Annotated in this window: 14 protein-coding genes; 8 read left to right on the top strand and 6 right to left on the bottom strand. The window is 49.3% G+C overall.

Annotation, left to right across the window (positions count from 1 at the left end; all coding sequences use genetic code 11):
- Positions 1-84: 84 nt before the first annotated feature.
- From ACN0R8_RS00740 to ACN0R8_RS00730, 3 genes are all read left to right on the top strand, one after another.
- Positions 85-2,133 carry an ABC transporter substrate-binding protein gene (locus ACN0R8_RS00740; RefSeq protein ID WP_417594086.1) on the top strand — a complete coding sequence of 683 codons (2,049 nt, stop codon included), beginning with the start codon at positions 85-87 and terminating at the stop codon, positions 2,131-2,133.
- Between the two features lie 252 nt (positions 2,134-2,385).
- Positions 2,386-4,017, top strand: coding sequence for a methyl-accepting chemotaxis protein (locus ACN0R8_RS00735; RefSeq protein WP_417594084.1), 1,632 nt, complete (start codon positions 2,386-2,388; stop codon positions 4,015-4,017).
- A gap of 121 nt (positions 4,018-4,138) precedes the next feature.
- Positions 4,139-4,360 (top strand): hypothetical protein, encoded by a 222-nt coding sequence (locus ACN0R8_RS00730; protein WP_078319904.1) that lies wholly within the window; start codon positions 4,139-4,141, stop codon positions 4,358-4,360.
- 128 nt (positions 4,361-4,488) lie between these two features.
- Here the strand turns inward: ACN0R8_RS00730 and gcvA are convergent, their stop codons facing one another.
- Positions 4,489-5,388 carry a transcriptional regulator GcvA gene (gcvA, locus tag ACN0R8_RS00725; protein WP_078319903.1) on the bottom strand — a complete coding sequence of 300 codons (900 nt, stop codon included), beginning with the start codon at positions 5,386-5,388 and terminating at the stop codon, positions 4,489-4,491.
- 216 nt (positions 5,389-5,604) lie between these two features.
- Here gcvA and ACN0R8_RS00720 point away from each other — a divergent pair, with 216 nt between their 5' ends.
- On the top strand, positions 5,605-5,790 hold the full coding sequence (locus ACN0R8_RS00720) for a hypothetical protein (RefSeq protein WP_078319902.1): 186 nt from the start codon (positions 5,605-5,607) through the stop codon (positions 5,788-5,790).
- 181 nt (positions 5,791-5,971) lie between these two features.
- Here the strand turns inward: ACN0R8_RS00720 and ACN0R8_RS00715 are convergent, their stop codons facing one another.
- Both ACN0R8_RS00715 and ACN0R8_RS00710 read right to left on the bottom strand, forming a co-directional pair.
- Entirely contained in the window at positions 5,972-6,403 is a 432-nt protein-coding gene (locus ACN0R8_RS00715) for a YqaA family protein (RefSeq protein WP_417594082.1), read from the bottom strand.
- The gene (locus ACN0R8_RS00710) at positions 6,400-7,443 is read right to left on the bottom strand and encodes a ribonuclease Z (protein ID WP_417594080.1); all 1,044 of its coding nucleotides are present in this window, start codon (positions 7,441-7,443) and stop codon (positions 6,400-6,402) included. The genes ACN0R8_RS00715 and ACN0R8_RS00710 overlap by 4 nt, the downstream gene beginning before the upstream one ends.
- Before the next feature lie 322 nt (positions 7,444-7,765).
- On the opposite strand from ACN0R8_RS00710, the gene ACN0R8_RS00705 reads away from it, so the two are divergent.
- Entirely contained in the window at positions 7,766-9,163 is a 1,398-nt protein-coding gene (locus ACN0R8_RS00705; protein ID WP_417594078.1) for a DEAD/DEAH box helicase, read from the top strand.
- Between the two features lie 162 nt (positions 9,164-9,325).
- Here ACN0R8_RS00705 and ACN0R8_RS00700 read toward each other — a convergent pair whose 3' ends face one another.
- Complete coding sequence (locus tag ACN0R8_RS00700; RefSeq protein ID WP_078319898.1) at positions 9,326-9,985, bottom strand: DUF2959 domain-containing protein; 660 nt, start codon at positions 9,983-9,985, stop codon at positions 9,326-9,328.
- A 194-nt stretch (positions 9,986-10,179) separates the two neighbouring features.
- Here ACN0R8_RS00700 and ACN0R8_RS00695 point away from each other — a divergent pair, with 194 nt between their 5' ends.
- Positions 10,180-10,461: an HlyU family transcriptional regulator gene (locus tag ACN0R8_RS00695; protein WP_078319897.1), complete on the top strand. Its 282-nt coding sequence runs from the start codon at positions 10,180-10,182 to the stop codon at positions 10,459-10,461.
- Between the two features lie 29 nt (positions 10,462-10,490).
- Here the strand turns inward: ACN0R8_RS00695 and ACN0R8_RS00690 are convergent, their stop codons facing one another.
- Positions 10,491-10,913, bottom strand: coding sequence for a YccF domain-containing protein (locus ACN0R8_RS00690; protein WP_078319896.1), 423 nt, complete (start codon positions 10,911-10,913; stop codon positions 10,491-10,493).
- 182 nt (positions 10,914-11,095) lie between these two features.
- Between ACN0R8_RS00690 and pyrC the strand changes: the two genes are divergently transcribed.
- Positions 11,096-12,130, top strand: coding sequence for a dihydroorotase (gene pyrC / locus ACN0R8_RS00685; protein ID WP_417594075.1), 1,035 nt, complete (start codon positions 11,096-11,098; stop codon positions 12,128-12,130).
- A 216-nt stretch (positions 12,131-12,346) separates the two neighbouring features.
- Positions 12,347-13,963, top strand: coding sequence for an L-serine ammonia-lyase, iron-sulfur-dependent, subunit alpha (locus ACN0R8_RS00680; protein WP_417594073.1), 1,617 nt, complete (start codon positions 12,347-12,349; stop codon positions 13,961-13,963).
- A gap of 62 nt (positions 13,964-14,025) precedes the next feature.
- Here ACN0R8_RS00680 and ACN0R8_RS00675 read toward each other — a convergent pair whose 3' ends face one another.
- Positions 14,026-15,669: a methyl-accepting chemotaxis protein gene (locus ACN0R8_RS00675; protein ID WP_417594071.1), complete on the bottom strand. Its 1,644-nt coding sequence runs from the start codon at positions 15,667-15,669 to the stop codon at positions 14,026-14,028.
- Positions 15,670-15,871 lie beyond the last annotated feature (202 nt).

Genomic DNA, 15,871 nt, shown 5'->3' with positions numbered 1-15,871 from the left:
GATATTACCGCCACATTTCGTATAGAATAGAGTTTTGATTAGCGGCAAGCTCCGGGCCACAGGGAAAGTTTGAGGATGCCACCTATGCGCAGCGTTTCACGACCATTGATTTTTGCTCTGTTTCTCGCCTTGGTGCTCCTGTCGAACCTTATGATAAGTCCGCCATCAGAAGCACAAACTGTTCAGAAAGTGATTTTACAGCTTCCCTGGACCCATCAGTTTGAGTTTGCCGGGTTCTATGCTGCACAGGAAAATGGTTTTTTTGCCCAGGAAGGGCTTGATGTGGAAATTCGGCCAGGCAAGCAAAACCGTACCCCCCTGAATGAAGTGCTCAATGGTAATGCGGATTTTGGTGTGGCTGCCTCAGAGCTGCTTCTGGCTCGCGCCAAAGGGCAGCCTGTTATAGCAATGGGCGTTATTTTCCAGCATTCAGCATCCGCCATGGCCACGCTTACCGATAACGGTATTTATACCCCCCAGGATTTTATTGGACAGCGCCTGGAGATGGGAGATCTTTCCAGCGGTGCTGAAACCTATGCCATGCTGCAGGCCGAAGGGATAACACCACGTCAATATGAACAGATCCCTTCAAGCTTTTCTCTGCATAGGTTAATCAACGGTGATGTCAGCGCAGTTTCTGTTTTTGTTACCAATCAGCCTTTTTATCTGAAAGAGCAGCAAATCCCCTACCGTCTGATTCTGCCTCGTTCTTACGGCATTGATTTCTATGGTGACACGCTTTTTACCCGGGAAAAACTGGCCGAAGATAACCCTCAGCTGGTAGAAGCCTTTCACCGGGCGGCATTCAAAGGTTGGCGATATGCTTTTGATCGACCTGGTGAAGTGATCGATATTATCCTGGAAAAATACAGCGACTTCCCTTTTTCCCATAGTCGCAAGCATCTTGAGTATGAGCACAGGGAAATGGAAAAACTGGTTCTGCCAAATCTGGTGGAACTGGGCCATATGAATATTGGTCGCTGGCATCATATGGCCAACACATTCGTCTCACTGGGCCTGCTTCAGCCGGACTACAGTCTGGAAGGTTTTCTCTGGTCACCAGAAACGCCTAAACCTTATTTCCAACGCCTTAATCTTCAGATTCTTGGCGTCGTCACCATTTGTGTCTTCCTAATGGGGCTTTCACTGCTAACGTTTAACCGCCGACTGCAATACCAGGCGACACAAAACCAGCTGCTCACCAAAGAAAAAGAGGAACTGGAGAAAAAGATCGACATGATATTCTGGAGCGGCGACTTTGGTTACTGGCACTGGAATCGCAGCAAAAATGTACTTTACCTCAATGAGAAGGCTGCAGCGGCCCTCGGTGGTCAACATGAGGCAGGGCTCTTCACCCTGCAGGAAATTCAGGTAAATGAATCTCTGATTTCTGTGCGTCACTTTTTCTCCTGGTTCAGCGAAGATATTCGTAAAAGGAGGGGCCGCTTTGAGCTGGAACGAGAACGGCTTGATGATGAAGGACAGACGTGCTGGCTCACCTGTCGGGGTGAAGTACTGGACCTTATGCCTGACGGGAGTATTAAAACCAGTCATGGCATACTTCTGGACAATACGGAGCTGCACAGGGCCCGACAACAGGTTGAGCAACTCACCATTACAGATGCAATGACAGGGTTATTGAATCTGCGTTACTTTATGGGCCGGTTAGAAGCCTTTATGCAGCGGGTAAAATTTGGCGAAGGTTACTTCTCTGTTGCCTTAGTTGATATTGATCGTATGGATATGATCAGAAACGAATACGGTAGTTATACTGCAGATTATGTTATTGAAACCCTTTCCGATATTATCCAGCAACAAGCTAGGCCGATGGACCTGATTGCCCGCTATACCGATACGAGTTTTGCTGTTCTCCTTCCTGGTACGACGGCAGAAGAGACTCAGTCCGCCTGTGACCGTATGCGAAAGCATATCGCTCACTACAGGTTCGACACCAGCAGCCATAACTTTTTTGCTACAGTGACCATAGGCATTGTGGAAACACAGGAATTTTCTTCAACAGACCTAAGCAGCAAACAGCTGCTGCATGTGGCAGAAGAGCGGATAGAAACGGGCAAATTAAAAGGCTGCAATGTGCTGATTACCCGAAATAACCAAACCCTGACCAGTCCTTAAAACCTGAGGGAACCTGAGGGTTCAGGCTGTCAGCTGATACCTTTGGAATATAACCTGCAGCACATCAGCTGGCACACGCCTGCTATTCTGGGCTTCAAAACCTGCTATTATTGGTTTTAACATCTATTATTTTCTTGATTTACATCAGAAGTATCCCCATCTGATGATGAATTCCATATAATCTCAAATCCCGTCGTCCCCACATAAAACTGAATATCCCTTGGGAGATTCAGGCTTAATTGGAAGCTTGATATGTTTAAAAATATTTCGATACCCCGGGCGCTCCAGTTTGTCTTCGGAGCTGCCATTACGGCCATTATTGCTCTGAGTATTCATTTATTGGTTTCCATTAATGGTATTCAGAATCAGTTTGTCATGGTTGTTGACCGTAATGTCAGCCTGCTTACCACTGTATCTGACCTGCGTTACTACACGGTTACTTACCGTCGGTTTGCGCTGGATTACGGCCTAACAAATGATGCCTCTGAGCACAAAAAAATACTGGAAACTATTCGCTTCAATGATGAAAAAGTCGCTGCCGCAATGAATACCATGGAGCAACTGGCTGATACAGGCAAAATTAAAGCAGATATACGGGAGTATCAGCAGCGAATTGACGACTACCGTAAAATGCAGGAAAACTACATCAACCTGATCAACAGTGGTCGCATCATTATGGCCCGTAAAGAGATGCTGGGACCTATGCTGGCTCCTTTTAATCAGATCGTATCCCTGCTAAGCCGACTGCAGGAGGATCTGGAACAGGAAGCCATCGCCATCAAAGAAGCTGAAGCGGAACGCATCTCCGGACTGATCCGGTTAACATCCGTTGTGGTGGCTGTTATCACTGCTTTCTTAGTGATGATGAGCATTATGATTTCGCGCAAGGTCACCCGCCCACTGGAGCGGCTGGTTAACCAGATGCAAGCCGTTGAACAGGGCGACCTGAGTAAACGCCTTAACCTGCAAGACTTCGCTAAAGATGAGTTAGGTAGTGCCGCACACTACTTTGACAGAATGCAGGCTGGCCTCAGCACCCTGGCCAAAGAGATCAACGAAAGTGTTAAAACACTGGAGGACACCAGTAGCTCGCTGCGTAATAAAGTAAGCGAGACAACCGGCAGCCTGGACACCCAGCGCAGTGAAATTTCTCAGATTGCAGCAGCCACCGAGCAGATGCAGGCAGGCTTCAGTGAAGTTGTTCAACGTACCCTTGATGCATCTGAGCAGAGCAACCAGGCGAAAAATGAAGCTCAGGAAAGTCAGAGTAATATTCAAAAATCCGTGGATCAGAGTGAAGCTTTAGCAGGTGCTTTGAGCCAAACCGCCGAAGTCGTCTTAAGACTGCAGGAAGACAGCCACAGTATTAGTGTTATCTCAGAGGTCATCGGTAACATTACCGAACAGACAAACCTTCTGGCGCTAAATGCTGCCATCGAAGCCGCCCGGGCCGGTGAAGCAGGCAGAGGTTTTGCCGTCGTCGCCGATGAGGTACGCCAGCTCGCCCAGAAAACCCAGGCCTCGCTGAGTGAAATCAGCGACATTATCGAATCACTGCAAAAGCATGCCGGTCAGGCTGCAGAAATGATGGGGAACAGCGAACAGCAGATGCAGACCGGGCTTGAGCGCATCCGTGATGCGGGTAACTCCTTCGGTCATATTCTGAGCGCCTCAGAGCAGATTGCCGGAATGAGCACCCAGATCGCCACTGCGACAGAGGAACAAACAGCTGTTGCCCGGGATCTGAGCGAAAGTGTCAGCGCTATCCATATGGCTTCGGATCGTATAGCCGATGGCGCACTGGAAACCCAGACAGCCTGCGATGCTCTCAGTCAGGAAAGCGATCACCTTAGCCAATTAGCGGGACGCTTTAAACTTAGCTAGCGGCAGAAAACAGATCCTGCTTTGCTATCCTGATATTTTACGTTAGAGTGCCCTGCCAGCTGGCGGGGCCCGATTAGCATCAGGCCGCCCATTAAACCATCAGAATTAAATCAGGAGTGCTATGAGCATTCAGGAAATTGCTGTTTCTAACAGCCAGAAAAAAAAGATTCAGAAGTCGATTAAAGATGAAAGCGTTTTGATCGTTGATGACAACGGTGATCTTGCCGTTCAGGTCATTACCTATGAGCTGTACAAACAAAAAAGTCGTGCCACCCCCTTGGAAGATATTCTGGGTGAAGGGACACTGAACCCGGATGCGGAATATTACGTGTTCAGCGTTTAAGTAGCTCAACGCAAACTGCTTGCTGAAAATACGAGTGGCGGCTCTGGCCATACCTCCTTGACGGGGGTACAGCAGCAAAGAGCCGTCATTTTCTAAGCCCGACTCCCCTGCCCGGTAGATAGTAAAGCTCACACCCTTGTGAGACCATCCTGCATCTCTTCAATCATCCAGTCTTTAAATACCTTCATACCGTAGGAGAGAGGCCGCTGCTTCTGGTAAACCAGGTAAAAAGATTTATGAGTGTCCAGCTTAATATCAAAAGGCCGGATCAACTTACCCTCTTTGATTTCACGGGAAGTCAACGTACTGTCCGCCAGAGCCACACCCAATCCTTCCTGGGCAGCTCCTGTTGCCAGCTGACTACTGGAAAGCTGCAAACCGTGGCTGAAGCCCCGATAATCAACGCCGGCTAACTGCAACCACTCCGGCCATTCATGCACCCGCTTACTCACATGAATCAATGTGTGATGACGCAGATCTGCAGGTTTGTTCAAGGCATGCCGCCCCTCCAGCAATGAAGGGCTACACACCGGCACCAGCAGTACATTACGCAAAAAATGTACTTCAATATCAGGCCAGTCACCATAACCATAATAAACAGCCATATCCGTATTTTGCTTATTAAAATCGATCAAACCCGATGAAGCACTAATCTGCAGCTCCACATCGGGGAACAGCGCCTGAAAGCGGTTCATACGGGGCATCAACCAGCGTATCAGAAAGTTCGGTGCAACGCTGATGGTCACCACATCCCGCTCCGGATTAGATGTCAGTCGGTAGGTGGCGGCTTCGATCTCATCCAGAGCCCCCCGCACAGAGCGTAAATACTGAGCCCCTGCTTCTGTCAGCTCTACCTTGCGTTTATTGCGAAGAAACAGGCTAAGGCCGAGATAATGCTCAAGACTTTTGATCTGATGGCTAACGGCGGAAGCAGTAATAAACAACTCCTCTGCCGCTTTGGCAAAACTTTCATTACGGGCTGCAGCTTCAAAAACCCGCAGCGCATTCATAGGGGGTAAACGTCTGATAAGGCACCTCTATTTTCCAGCAGACAGAAACATAGCCAATTGATTAGTTTTTCTCATCATTTAGGTTAAAAAAGGTCGTTTGTGGAGTTTATACCAAAGTCTTAAGATACACGTACTTTAGTTAAACACCGAAAGTGATCGGGATAACCATCAGGACCCAGAAACTCTACGGTATTGCTGAAGCCCCCAATATATATGACTTACAGGACGACTATTATGAACAACGACATCAAAAAAGACGCATACGGCAACATCGATATTGAATTCTACGTTGCTAAAGCTAAAGAAGAGCGTGATGCATACATTTCAGAATTTTTCACTAATCTGAAAGTATCTATCGCATCCAAACTGAGTGTAAAACTGCCTAAAATCAGCCTGCATTTTGGCCGTCACGCCCACTAACTAAGTGGTGACGACTGAAGTGGCAGTGCTTCAGTATCTTACACTGCAAAAGCAAGGCGGAAAATCATAAGCTTTTCCCCTAACGGGGGCCACACCAGAAAACGTTGCTTCCACAAAAACTTCGCTCCCATCTACGGTTTTCTTAAGCCGTCCCATAAGATGGAGCATCATCTTATTACAACTACTGCGCAAACCAGCCGGCAAAATAAACCACTGCCAGATATCGCAGTGTTTTACCTGTAGCCACCAGCGCTAAAAACGGCAGCAAGTGCACACGCATTATTCCTGCAATCAATGTCAGAACATCTCCCACAACAGGCAACCAGGCCATCAGCAAACTCCAGATACCATAACGCTGGAATCTGATCTGCATACGCCCTATCTGTTCCGGTTTAAAATAAAACCAGCGCTTGTGCTGGTATTTCAGCAAATAGCGCCCAAGATACCAGTTCACCACCGCCCCCAGCGTATTACCAAACGAAGCGACAATCACCAGAGGAACAGGATCATATCCCTGCTGCAGTAAGATAAATAGCCATGCTTCAGAGTAAAACGGAAAGATTGTGGCAGCCATAAAGGCCGAGAAAAAAAGAAACAGAACCTCCAACGTCATTCCTCTTTTTTCACGGGCGCACCTCTGGTGCTACTCTGTTTACCGGGCTGGCGATGATGATCGCGCTTCAGGTTCTGAACATAGTGACAGTGGCCGTTTCGATCCAGAGCATACGCCTCAAAGTCCTCCGCCAAAAACAGACGCCCTGAATAATGCAACCTCGCCTCGTGCCGGATCTCTTCGATACTCCGGTCACGTTTTTTTCGTGCTTTTTTCAGGTAGCGGGGGCTGAAATGGGTCAGCATCAGATTCCTGAGTCCGGCACTGGCGGCAAAACGGGCCACACGCTCTGCCGATGAATGCTGCGGTTCCGGCCCTACGTGTTCCAGTACTTCCTGGGTATATGTCGATTCATGCACGAGAAGATCAACGCCTCTGCAAGCCTCTGACAACAGCTCCGGTGTATCATTATCTCCGGCAATAACCACAGTCCGTGCAGACCAGGAATCAAAAGTATATTCCGCACTGTTTAGCACCCGACCATCAGGCAACTCAACATCTTCCCCCGCCTGAAGACAGGCGTAATGATGCCCCGAGGGAATACCGTCCTCCTTCAGGCGCGCCAGATTCAGTTTTTTGGGTATCCCTGTTTCTTCAAACCGATAAGCCCAACTGGGCACCCTATGACTCAGAGGATGAGCCGTTATTCTGAACCCGGCAATATTCAGGCTAAGTGCCGAATTAACGGCAACAAACTGCAGAGGATAGGTAATATGCAGGTCGGTGAGTTCAATCACAGCCTGCAGATACCGCCAGACCGCCTCAGGGGCAACAAGGGTCAGAGGTTCCGTTCGGCCATTCAGCTGACAGGAGGCCAGCAAGCCCGGCAGGCCATAACAGTGGTCGCCATGCCTGTGAGTGATCAGCACTATCGACAGTTTCTGAGGTGACAAAGGCGTATGCAGCAATTGGTGCTGCGTTGCTTCGCCACAATCAACCAGCGCCCAATGGCGACTTTTTTCCGGCTGTATCGCCGTGGCACTGACATTTCGTTGACGGGATGGCACACCGGATGAAGTGCCTAAAAAGGTAATCTGCACGCGTAATATCTACCTGATCCTGAATCAAGAATACAAATACTAAGCGCCGCAGAGTAGCCCAGCCACCCGATAAAAAAAACGTTTTATCGCTTTTTTATCTGAGAGGCCGATTTTCTGCCCGCCTGCCGCCCAGAGATTCATAACAGGCAACACGGGCACGCTTAATTCCTTTTGATTGAGCCTTTCATGACTCCAAAAACATCCGCCTGTCTGCTATAGTGGCGCACCTCTTTTTGCGTACGAAACACCGGTGGCGGCGAGCACACTCCGGCCCGTGTCCCGTGCCTTATTATTTTTCAGTGCCACCATGCCGGGAAACACCATGTCATTTGCTACACTCAAGCTTAACGCCTCTCTTGTAAAAGCGCTTACTGAACAGGGCTACACCACACCAACTCCGATACAGCAGCGGGCTATCCCTGAAATTCTGGCTGGCCGGGATCTCATCGCCGCAGCTCAAACCGGCACCGGTAAAACCGCCGCTTTCGTTCTACCCATCCTGCAACAGATCGACCCGGACAAGACCGTACGAGCCAAGCGGGTTCAGGCGTTGATTCTCGTGCCAACCCGGGAGCTTGCAGTACAGGTTGAAAACAGTGTTCAAAGCTATGCCAAACATCTTGATATCCGTTCAATGGCGATGTTTGGTGGCAGTAAAATTGCGGACCAAAAGCAGGCGCTGATCGAGGGCGTTGATATTCTGGTGGCCACACCAGGCCGACTGATCGATATGCTGTATCAGCGTGCGCTACAGCTGGATGAGCTGGAGTATTTTGTGCTTGATGAAGCGGACCGGATGCTGGACATGGGCTTTATCGCGGATATCAACAAAGTCATTGAGCGCCTGCCGGAACAACGTCAGAACCTGCTGTTCTCCGCCACCTTACCGGAGGCGGTTCGCCAACTGGCCCGAACAGCACTGCAGCACCCGCTAGAGATCAAAATTGCGGATACCGCAGATGCTGAGCCAAAAATTGAACAGTGGATTATTACCGTTGACAAAGACACCAAGTCCGCGTTGTTAAGCCACCTGATTACAGAAAACAACTGGGATCAGGCACTGATCTTTATCCGCACCAAGCATGGCGCCGCCAAATTAGCCAGCCAGTTAGAAAAGCGTGGCATACCTTCCGACACCATTCACAGTGGCCGGAGTCAGAAAGAGCGAACACGGGTGCTGGAGGCGTTTAAGTCCGGTGAGTTAAAATACCTGGTGACCACAGATGTCACTGCCCGCGGCATCGATATCGACCAGTTAAGCCGTGTGGTGAATTACGACCTGCCGCAGGAATCCCAGGACTATGTACACCGAATTGGCCGCACGGGTCGTGCCGGAGCCTCCGGTGAGGCGATCTCCTTCGTGTCCAAAGATGATTTTAAACATCTGATCGCTATTGAAAGCCGTCTGAACCATCTTTTAGAGCGCCGTGTCGAAGCAGGCTTTGAGCCCCGTAAAGAAGTTCCGGTAACCAAGCTGAACTTTGTCCCCAAAAGCGGCAAAGTTGTTGCAGGAGCGGATGAAGCAGAGCGTCCAAGCTTTAAGCGTAAAGCCCCAGAGGATGGCAAACCCGCGCCGACCGGCAGTTACCGCAAACCAGGTCCGAAAAAAAACGGCGACAGTAAGCGAGGACAGGCTCCCCAGCGCCGTAGCCGTGATGACGGCAACAGGACGTCGGGTAACAGCAAAGCGGCTGATCCATGGGCAAAGTTCCGAAAGTAAGCAAGAGACCGTGCCTGTCAGAAGCCAGAATATTTCTGCCTGCCGCCAGAGTACAAAAACGGGCTGCCTGAAAAGCAGCCCGTTTTATTTTCTGAGTCCTGCTTGCCCCACTGACCCGGTGTTACCCGAAAGCCATGGAGGCGGATAACAGAAATGATCTGATCACTCCTGCTTCATATCCGCAATAAACTGGTCTGATTCCTGAATCGCGACACTCATCTCCCGGATCATCACATCAACATCCTGACGAATACCCGCCAATTCATCTTTTAATGCCCCAATGGCCCGGGCATTAAGGTTATGCTTCAGAAACAGTACATTGTCCTGAAGCGCAGACAGAACAGGCTGCATACGTCCTTCAGCACGTTTCATCGCACGAATCAGGCTTTTGTAGCGGCTCTGTGTTTCATTCAATTGGCGTTCACTCTGACGGCGCAGGCGACTGCTGGTATAAAGATTCAGCTCCTCTTCCCACTCATCAAACAAAGCCTCAGCGACGTGCTCAACTTTCTCGATTCGCTCACGGACCTCTTCAGCTGCCGCTTCACTATCTTCATATTCAGCATTGAGGCGCTCATACAGCGTTTCAATCTCGCCACCATTAAAACTGACAACAGCCCGATACTGATCCAGGGCAGATTTAAACTGCTCCTGAGCCTCCTCCTGAGATTCTTTCGCATTATCCACCCGATCAACCAAAATATCGCGTTTATGGACACCCACCTGCTCCATGGCAGAGTAATAAGTACTTTGGCAGGCAGATAACAGGGAAACAGTACCCATCAGACAGAGCAACCGGCAGACAACAGACGTTATTTTCATCGAATGAATCTCGTTCTTTAAAAGTGGTATAGGGGCATTTTGTCAGCTGAATCAGTGTTTGTTAAGACAAACCTCCATGCATTCAAGCTGTTAGTTCACCCATAGGCAGAATCTGAGGTACACTACAGACTTTAGAATTATCTCTTGTTCAGCTTAGCTACACTATATAAATAAACTATTTTAAAAGGCCCGTTATGAGTCTGATCTCTTCATTTAAATCACTATTTGCCACCGGTGAAAAGGCCCCTAAAGCGCCTCAGAACCAAGCTTCTGAAAGCTACGGTGATTATCTGATCACACCCGCCTCGATCAAAGAGGAGCAGGGTTTCCGCATCAACGGTACAATCACGAAAGGTGAACAAGTGCACATATTTATCCGCGCGGATACTTTGCCCTCCGCCGATGAATGCGCCAAAGAGATGATCCGCAAAGCCAAACAGATGATTGACCAACAAGGTGACCGGATATTCCACTAATCATCCCTGACAGGCTGACTCATCCCCAATCAGCGCCGAAAAGCTGCTTCGGCTACCTGATTGCTCACAACGGTCTGACCAACCGGTGCAAAAGATACCACCGCCAGTTTTAAGTGCTGAATTGCAAAAGGGATTCCGATAATAGTGATAGCACAGGCCACAGCAGACATCAGGTGCCCAAGTGCCAGCCAGATACCGGCGAACAGAATCCAGATAATATTACCCATCAGACCAAAAGTCCCAGTCCCGATGTCCCCATGACCGGTCAGTTGCCGACGGCTGACCGTCTGCTTGCCAAACGGCCAAAAAGAGAACTGCCCCAGCACAAAGCAGGAGCGCCCCCAGGGAATCCCCACCAGTGTGATAAAAGCCAGCACACCATAGGCCCACCAGGCCAGCCCCATAATAAAGCCCCCCATAACAAACCAGATAATATTGCCGATCAGACGCATGAAGCCTACCCTCTTCGTTTAATGAAATAACTTCGACCAAAAGCCCTGAGCCTAAGCATGTTGAATTCTGAAACCATGATTTCCAGGGAGGTTCAGCCGCCGGAAAATATCAATCATAAGTCATATGTTTTATCATAAGGCAAACCTTATTCATCCTCTAAAGATCGAGCTGACAGACACCTATGACAACTCTGACGATTCAAACCCCGGACGACTGGCACCTGCACCTGCGTGATGCTGATATGCTACCGGAAACGGTCCCAGCTACCGCCCGCTGCTTTAAACGCGCTATTGTGATGCCCAATCTGGTACCACCGGTGACAACCGCCGAAATGGCAATGGCTTATCGTCAGCGTATTCTGGATGCCCGGCCTGCCGGTAGTAAATTTGAACCCTTGATGACACTGTTCCTCACCAACAGCACATCAGCCCAGGATATTATGGATGCGAAAGCAGCCGGTATTGTTGCCGCCAAGCTTTATCCGGCGGGAGCAACTACAAACTCCTCTGCTGCGGTTAAGCAGCTGGAGGCGATGTATCCAATCTTTGACGTCATGCAGCAACAGGGCATGCTACTGCTGGTACACGGTGAGGTGACGGACCATCATATTGATATCTTTGATCGCGAAAAAGAGTTTATCGATCAGAAAATGGTGCATATCGTTAACAACTTCCCGAATCTTAAGGTGGTATTTGAACACATTACCACAGGGGATGCCGCTCAGTTTGTACAGGAAGCCGGTGACAATATCGCCGCCACCATTACCCCCCAGCACCTGCTGCTGAACCGCAACGACCTTCTGGTCGGTGGTGTACGTCCGCATAACTTCTGCCTGCCGGTTCTGAAGCGCAATACCCATCAGCAGGCTCTGCGTGCCGCCGTGAAAACCGGTTCACCTAAATTTTTCCTGGGTACTGACTCTGCACCACACGCCAAAGAAGCGAAAGAAAACGCCTGTGGTTGTGCCGGTTGCTACAGCGCCTGGAGCGCTATTGAATTATACGCCCACGTTTTTGAGGATTTGGGAGCACTGGACAAGCTTGAAGGCTTTGCCAGTCATCACGGCCCGGACTTCTATGGACTGCCGCGAAACGAGGGCACCATTACCCTGGTACGTGAAGAATGGACAATTCCCGGAGAAATTGAACTACCCAGTGGCAAACCTATCGTGCCATTTTTTGCCGGTGAGTCGGTTCACTGGAAGTTAAAAGCATAATAAACCGCTGCGGCCTCAGAAGTCCCTGATCACAATTTGAAGTCCCTGATCACAATTTATAGTCGTCAGGGATTTTTTTTATACCCATCTTTTCTTTCTCACGTTTCCCCGCCTGATTTCAGCGTCACGTCCTCTCTCCCTCTATTCAAACCCAGAATATTGAGATATTGTATCCAATATACAAAAATATAATTCATAACAGTGAGAGCCCCAGCTATGAGTGCACCCAGTATTTTCAATGATGTTCTTGGCCCTGTCATGCGCGGCCCTTCAAGCTCTCACTGTGCAGGAGCACTTCGCATTGGTCGTCTGGCGAGGGATCTGATGCAGGGAGACATAAAACAGGCCCTGATCGAATATGACCCCAATGGCTCCCTGGTCACCACTCACAAATCCCAGGGTTCCGATATGGGCTTATTCGGTGGTTTCCTTGGCTGGGATGCCGATGAAGAGCAGCTGGTGAACTATGAATCTCACCTGGAGCAGGCAGGTATCACCACGGAGATCCAGTATCGCAGCATAGGGGCAACACACCCTAATACTTATAAATTAAGTCTGAGTAACAACAACATCAGCCATGAGTTCACCGCACTATCCACGGGTGGTGGCATGATCGAAGTGATCGCCATTGACCAGGCCCCGGTACATTTTATGGGCGATAGCTATGTGCTTGTGGTATATCCGCAATTCACAGACCCTCTGGCGCTGGAAACACTTACCAACAGCCTTAACAGCCAACTAGAAGCAGAGAACAAACACCTGCAGGCTGAACTGAGCCAGGGCATTAAACCCGTCATCCTTATTGAGTCTGCACAGGAGTTCGGCGATACCCTGATTCAGCGAATCTGTCAGCAGTGTCAAACTCAGGACTACCGTCTTCTGAACCCTGTCATGCCGGTTCTCAGTAACCCGGATATGACCCTACCCTTTATGGATGCCCGGCAGCTACTCGACTATATCCAGAGCCACAATGCAAAGCCCTTACCCCTCATTGCACTGGAGTATGAATCAGCGCGCAGCGGCCTTAACCACCAGCAGTTAATGGCTAAAATGAGCGGGATCCACCAGGTAATGAGTAGCGCCGTCAATACCGGGCTTCAGGGAACTCAGTTTGCGGATCGCATCCTACCCTCTCAGTCACCTGCTTTCAGGGCAAAACATCTGTCCAATGAACTTCTGCCCAGCAGTATTCTGAATGAGACCGTCATGCACGTCAGTGCGATCATGGAAGCCAAAAGCGCTATGCACACCATTGTCGCAGCGCCGACTGCAGGCTCATGCGGCGCAATGGCTGGGGCGGTACTTGGTGCCGCTAAAGTCATGGGTAGCAGTGACGAACAGGTTTGTGAAGCCCTGTTTGTGGCGGGCCTAATCGGCGTACTGATCACAAAAGATGCGACATTTGCAGCAGAAGAAGCAGGGTGCATGGCCGAATGCGGATCTGGCTCCAGTATGGCTGCAGCGGCATTAGTAGCGCTGCACAACGGCGATACAGAGCAGTGCTTAACCGCTGCATCAATGGCATTACAAAATTCATTCGGAATGACATGCGATCCTATTGCCAACCGGGTTGAAGCCCCTTGTTTAGGTAAGAATGTGATGGCAGCCAGTAACGCACTATCCTGTGCCAATATGGCTTTGGCGGGCTTTGATCAGGTGGTGCCTATTGATGAGGTTATTATTGCCATGGCTAAGGTAGGTAAAGCTATTCCCCATGAGCTGTGTTGCACCGCCCTGGGAGGACTGTCACAAACACCTACAGCCCAAAAGATTGAAAAGCAGCTATCCGGCTCCGAAGGAGTGACAGAAGTTCTTCGCTTTAAAAGCTGCTAAGAAACTCTGCCCTATGGGCAGAGCTTCTGCTCCGGCATCGACAGAACCCGTCTGAAGATGGCTCAGATACGGAACTGTCCCACCATTCCGTGGAGTTTATCCGCCTGACTTGCCAGTTCATCGCTGGACTGGTTTATCTGCTGAACAGATTCAGCAGAGGTTTGCGACAGATCAACAATATTAACCACATTCTTGTTGATCTCTTCTGCAACCAGGGACTGCTCTTCGGCTGCACTGGCGATCATATCATTCATATCTTTTATGAACTCAACGGCCTGCAGAATAGAGTCGAGTGATACGCCGGCCTGTTCTGCAATTGCGATGGTCTCTTCTGTGGACTTCATACTGGCATCCATAGAGAGAACGGCATCCTGCGCAGCACTTTGTAGCTTCTCGATCATCCCTTCAATTTCATCGGTGCTCTCCTGAGTTCGCTGAGCTAGCGTGCGCACCTCATCAGCAACCACAGCAAAACCCCGGCCTTGCTCACCGGCCCGAGCAGCCTCAATAGCCGCATTCAGAGCCAACAAGTTGGTCTGTTCCGCAACACCACGAATCACTTCCAGCACAGAGCCAATATTCTCACTATCCGCATGCAGGCGCTGGATCACCTGAGCAGAGCCAGATACCTGCTCGCTGAGTTGGTTGATGGCCGTAATGGTCTTTTCAACCTGTTCTTTACCACAGCGGGCCTCCTGATCAGCACGATTAGCACCTTCAGCAGCCTGACCGGCGCTCTTTGCGACTTCATGTACCGTCGTCGACATCTCATGAACGGCCGTTGCCACCTGGTCAATCTCCTTGGCCTGCTGCTCAGTATTCCTGTGCACGCCTGTGGTTATGCCTGATAAACCTTCTGCCGAACCTGAAACCGAAGACGATGCAACATTAACCTGACCAATAACACCGTGTACTTTTTCAACGAATCCGTTGAAGTAACGGGTCAAAAGGGTAATTTCATCATTCCCTGCAACCGCCAGCCGCTTGGTCAGGTCGCCATCGCCTTCATTGATATCTTTTAGGGCAGATAAAGTTTCCCCCAGAGGCCGGGTAATACTTTTTATCAACATCCAGGCAATCGTCAACATAACGACAATAATAACGGCGGTGATGCTCAGGTTCGTGGTGACCTTTTTCCAGAAAATAGTTTCAATATCATCAATATAAAAACCAGAACCTACCGACCAGTTCCAGTTCTTATAGGCAAGAATCATCCCCATTTTCTCTAACGGCACATCGCCCCCTGCTTTTGGCCAGAAGAACTCAGCATAGGTAAGACCATCACGCTCCAGATCGCCGGGAAGATCATCAAAGATACGTTTGCCCTGCTTGTCTTTCAGTAACGATCCATTCTTACCGGTCAAAGAAGACACCGCCGGGTGCATCAGATAGACACCCTTCATATCCATAACCCAGAAATAATCTTTATCATTTGCACCATAGCGCATATTTTTGATGATATTCAGCGCCTGGCTTTGGGCCTGCTCAAGGGTTAAAACGCCGTTCTGGACCTCGTTGTCCAGACCCTCCAGTACTTCTATCACCGTATGGAGCATATTGTACAGCTCAGCTTTTTTCTGCTCTCTGAAACTGTCCCTTTCCTGCAACATCATAAACAGCAAGAGAACCGCCATCGCTAAGAAGGGGAGAATTTGCATAAACCAGATACGGAATTGAATTCTGAATTGCCGAAATAAAGATTCCACTACGAGCCACCTGTTGTTAGATACTTGAATTTTATTATTAATATTCTTTAATTATAAACATATTCCGAAGAAGCGAATAGTTCACTAACAAAAGAAAACAATCAAGTGGAATTAAAGAAGCTACAAAGCAGCTCTACCAACCTATAGGGATGTTTATGCAAACTAATATTGTACTGCAGCAATGGTCAGACCCCTTACCCGA

Source organism: Oceanospirillum sp. (assembly GCF_048265165.1).
Classification (GTDB): domain Bacteria; phylum Pseudomonadota; class Gammaproteobacteria; order Pseudomonadales; family Halomonadaceae; genus Oceanospirillum.
Note: the sequence above shows the minus strand (reverse complement) of the source record. Positions and strands in the feature narration are given on the sequence as shown.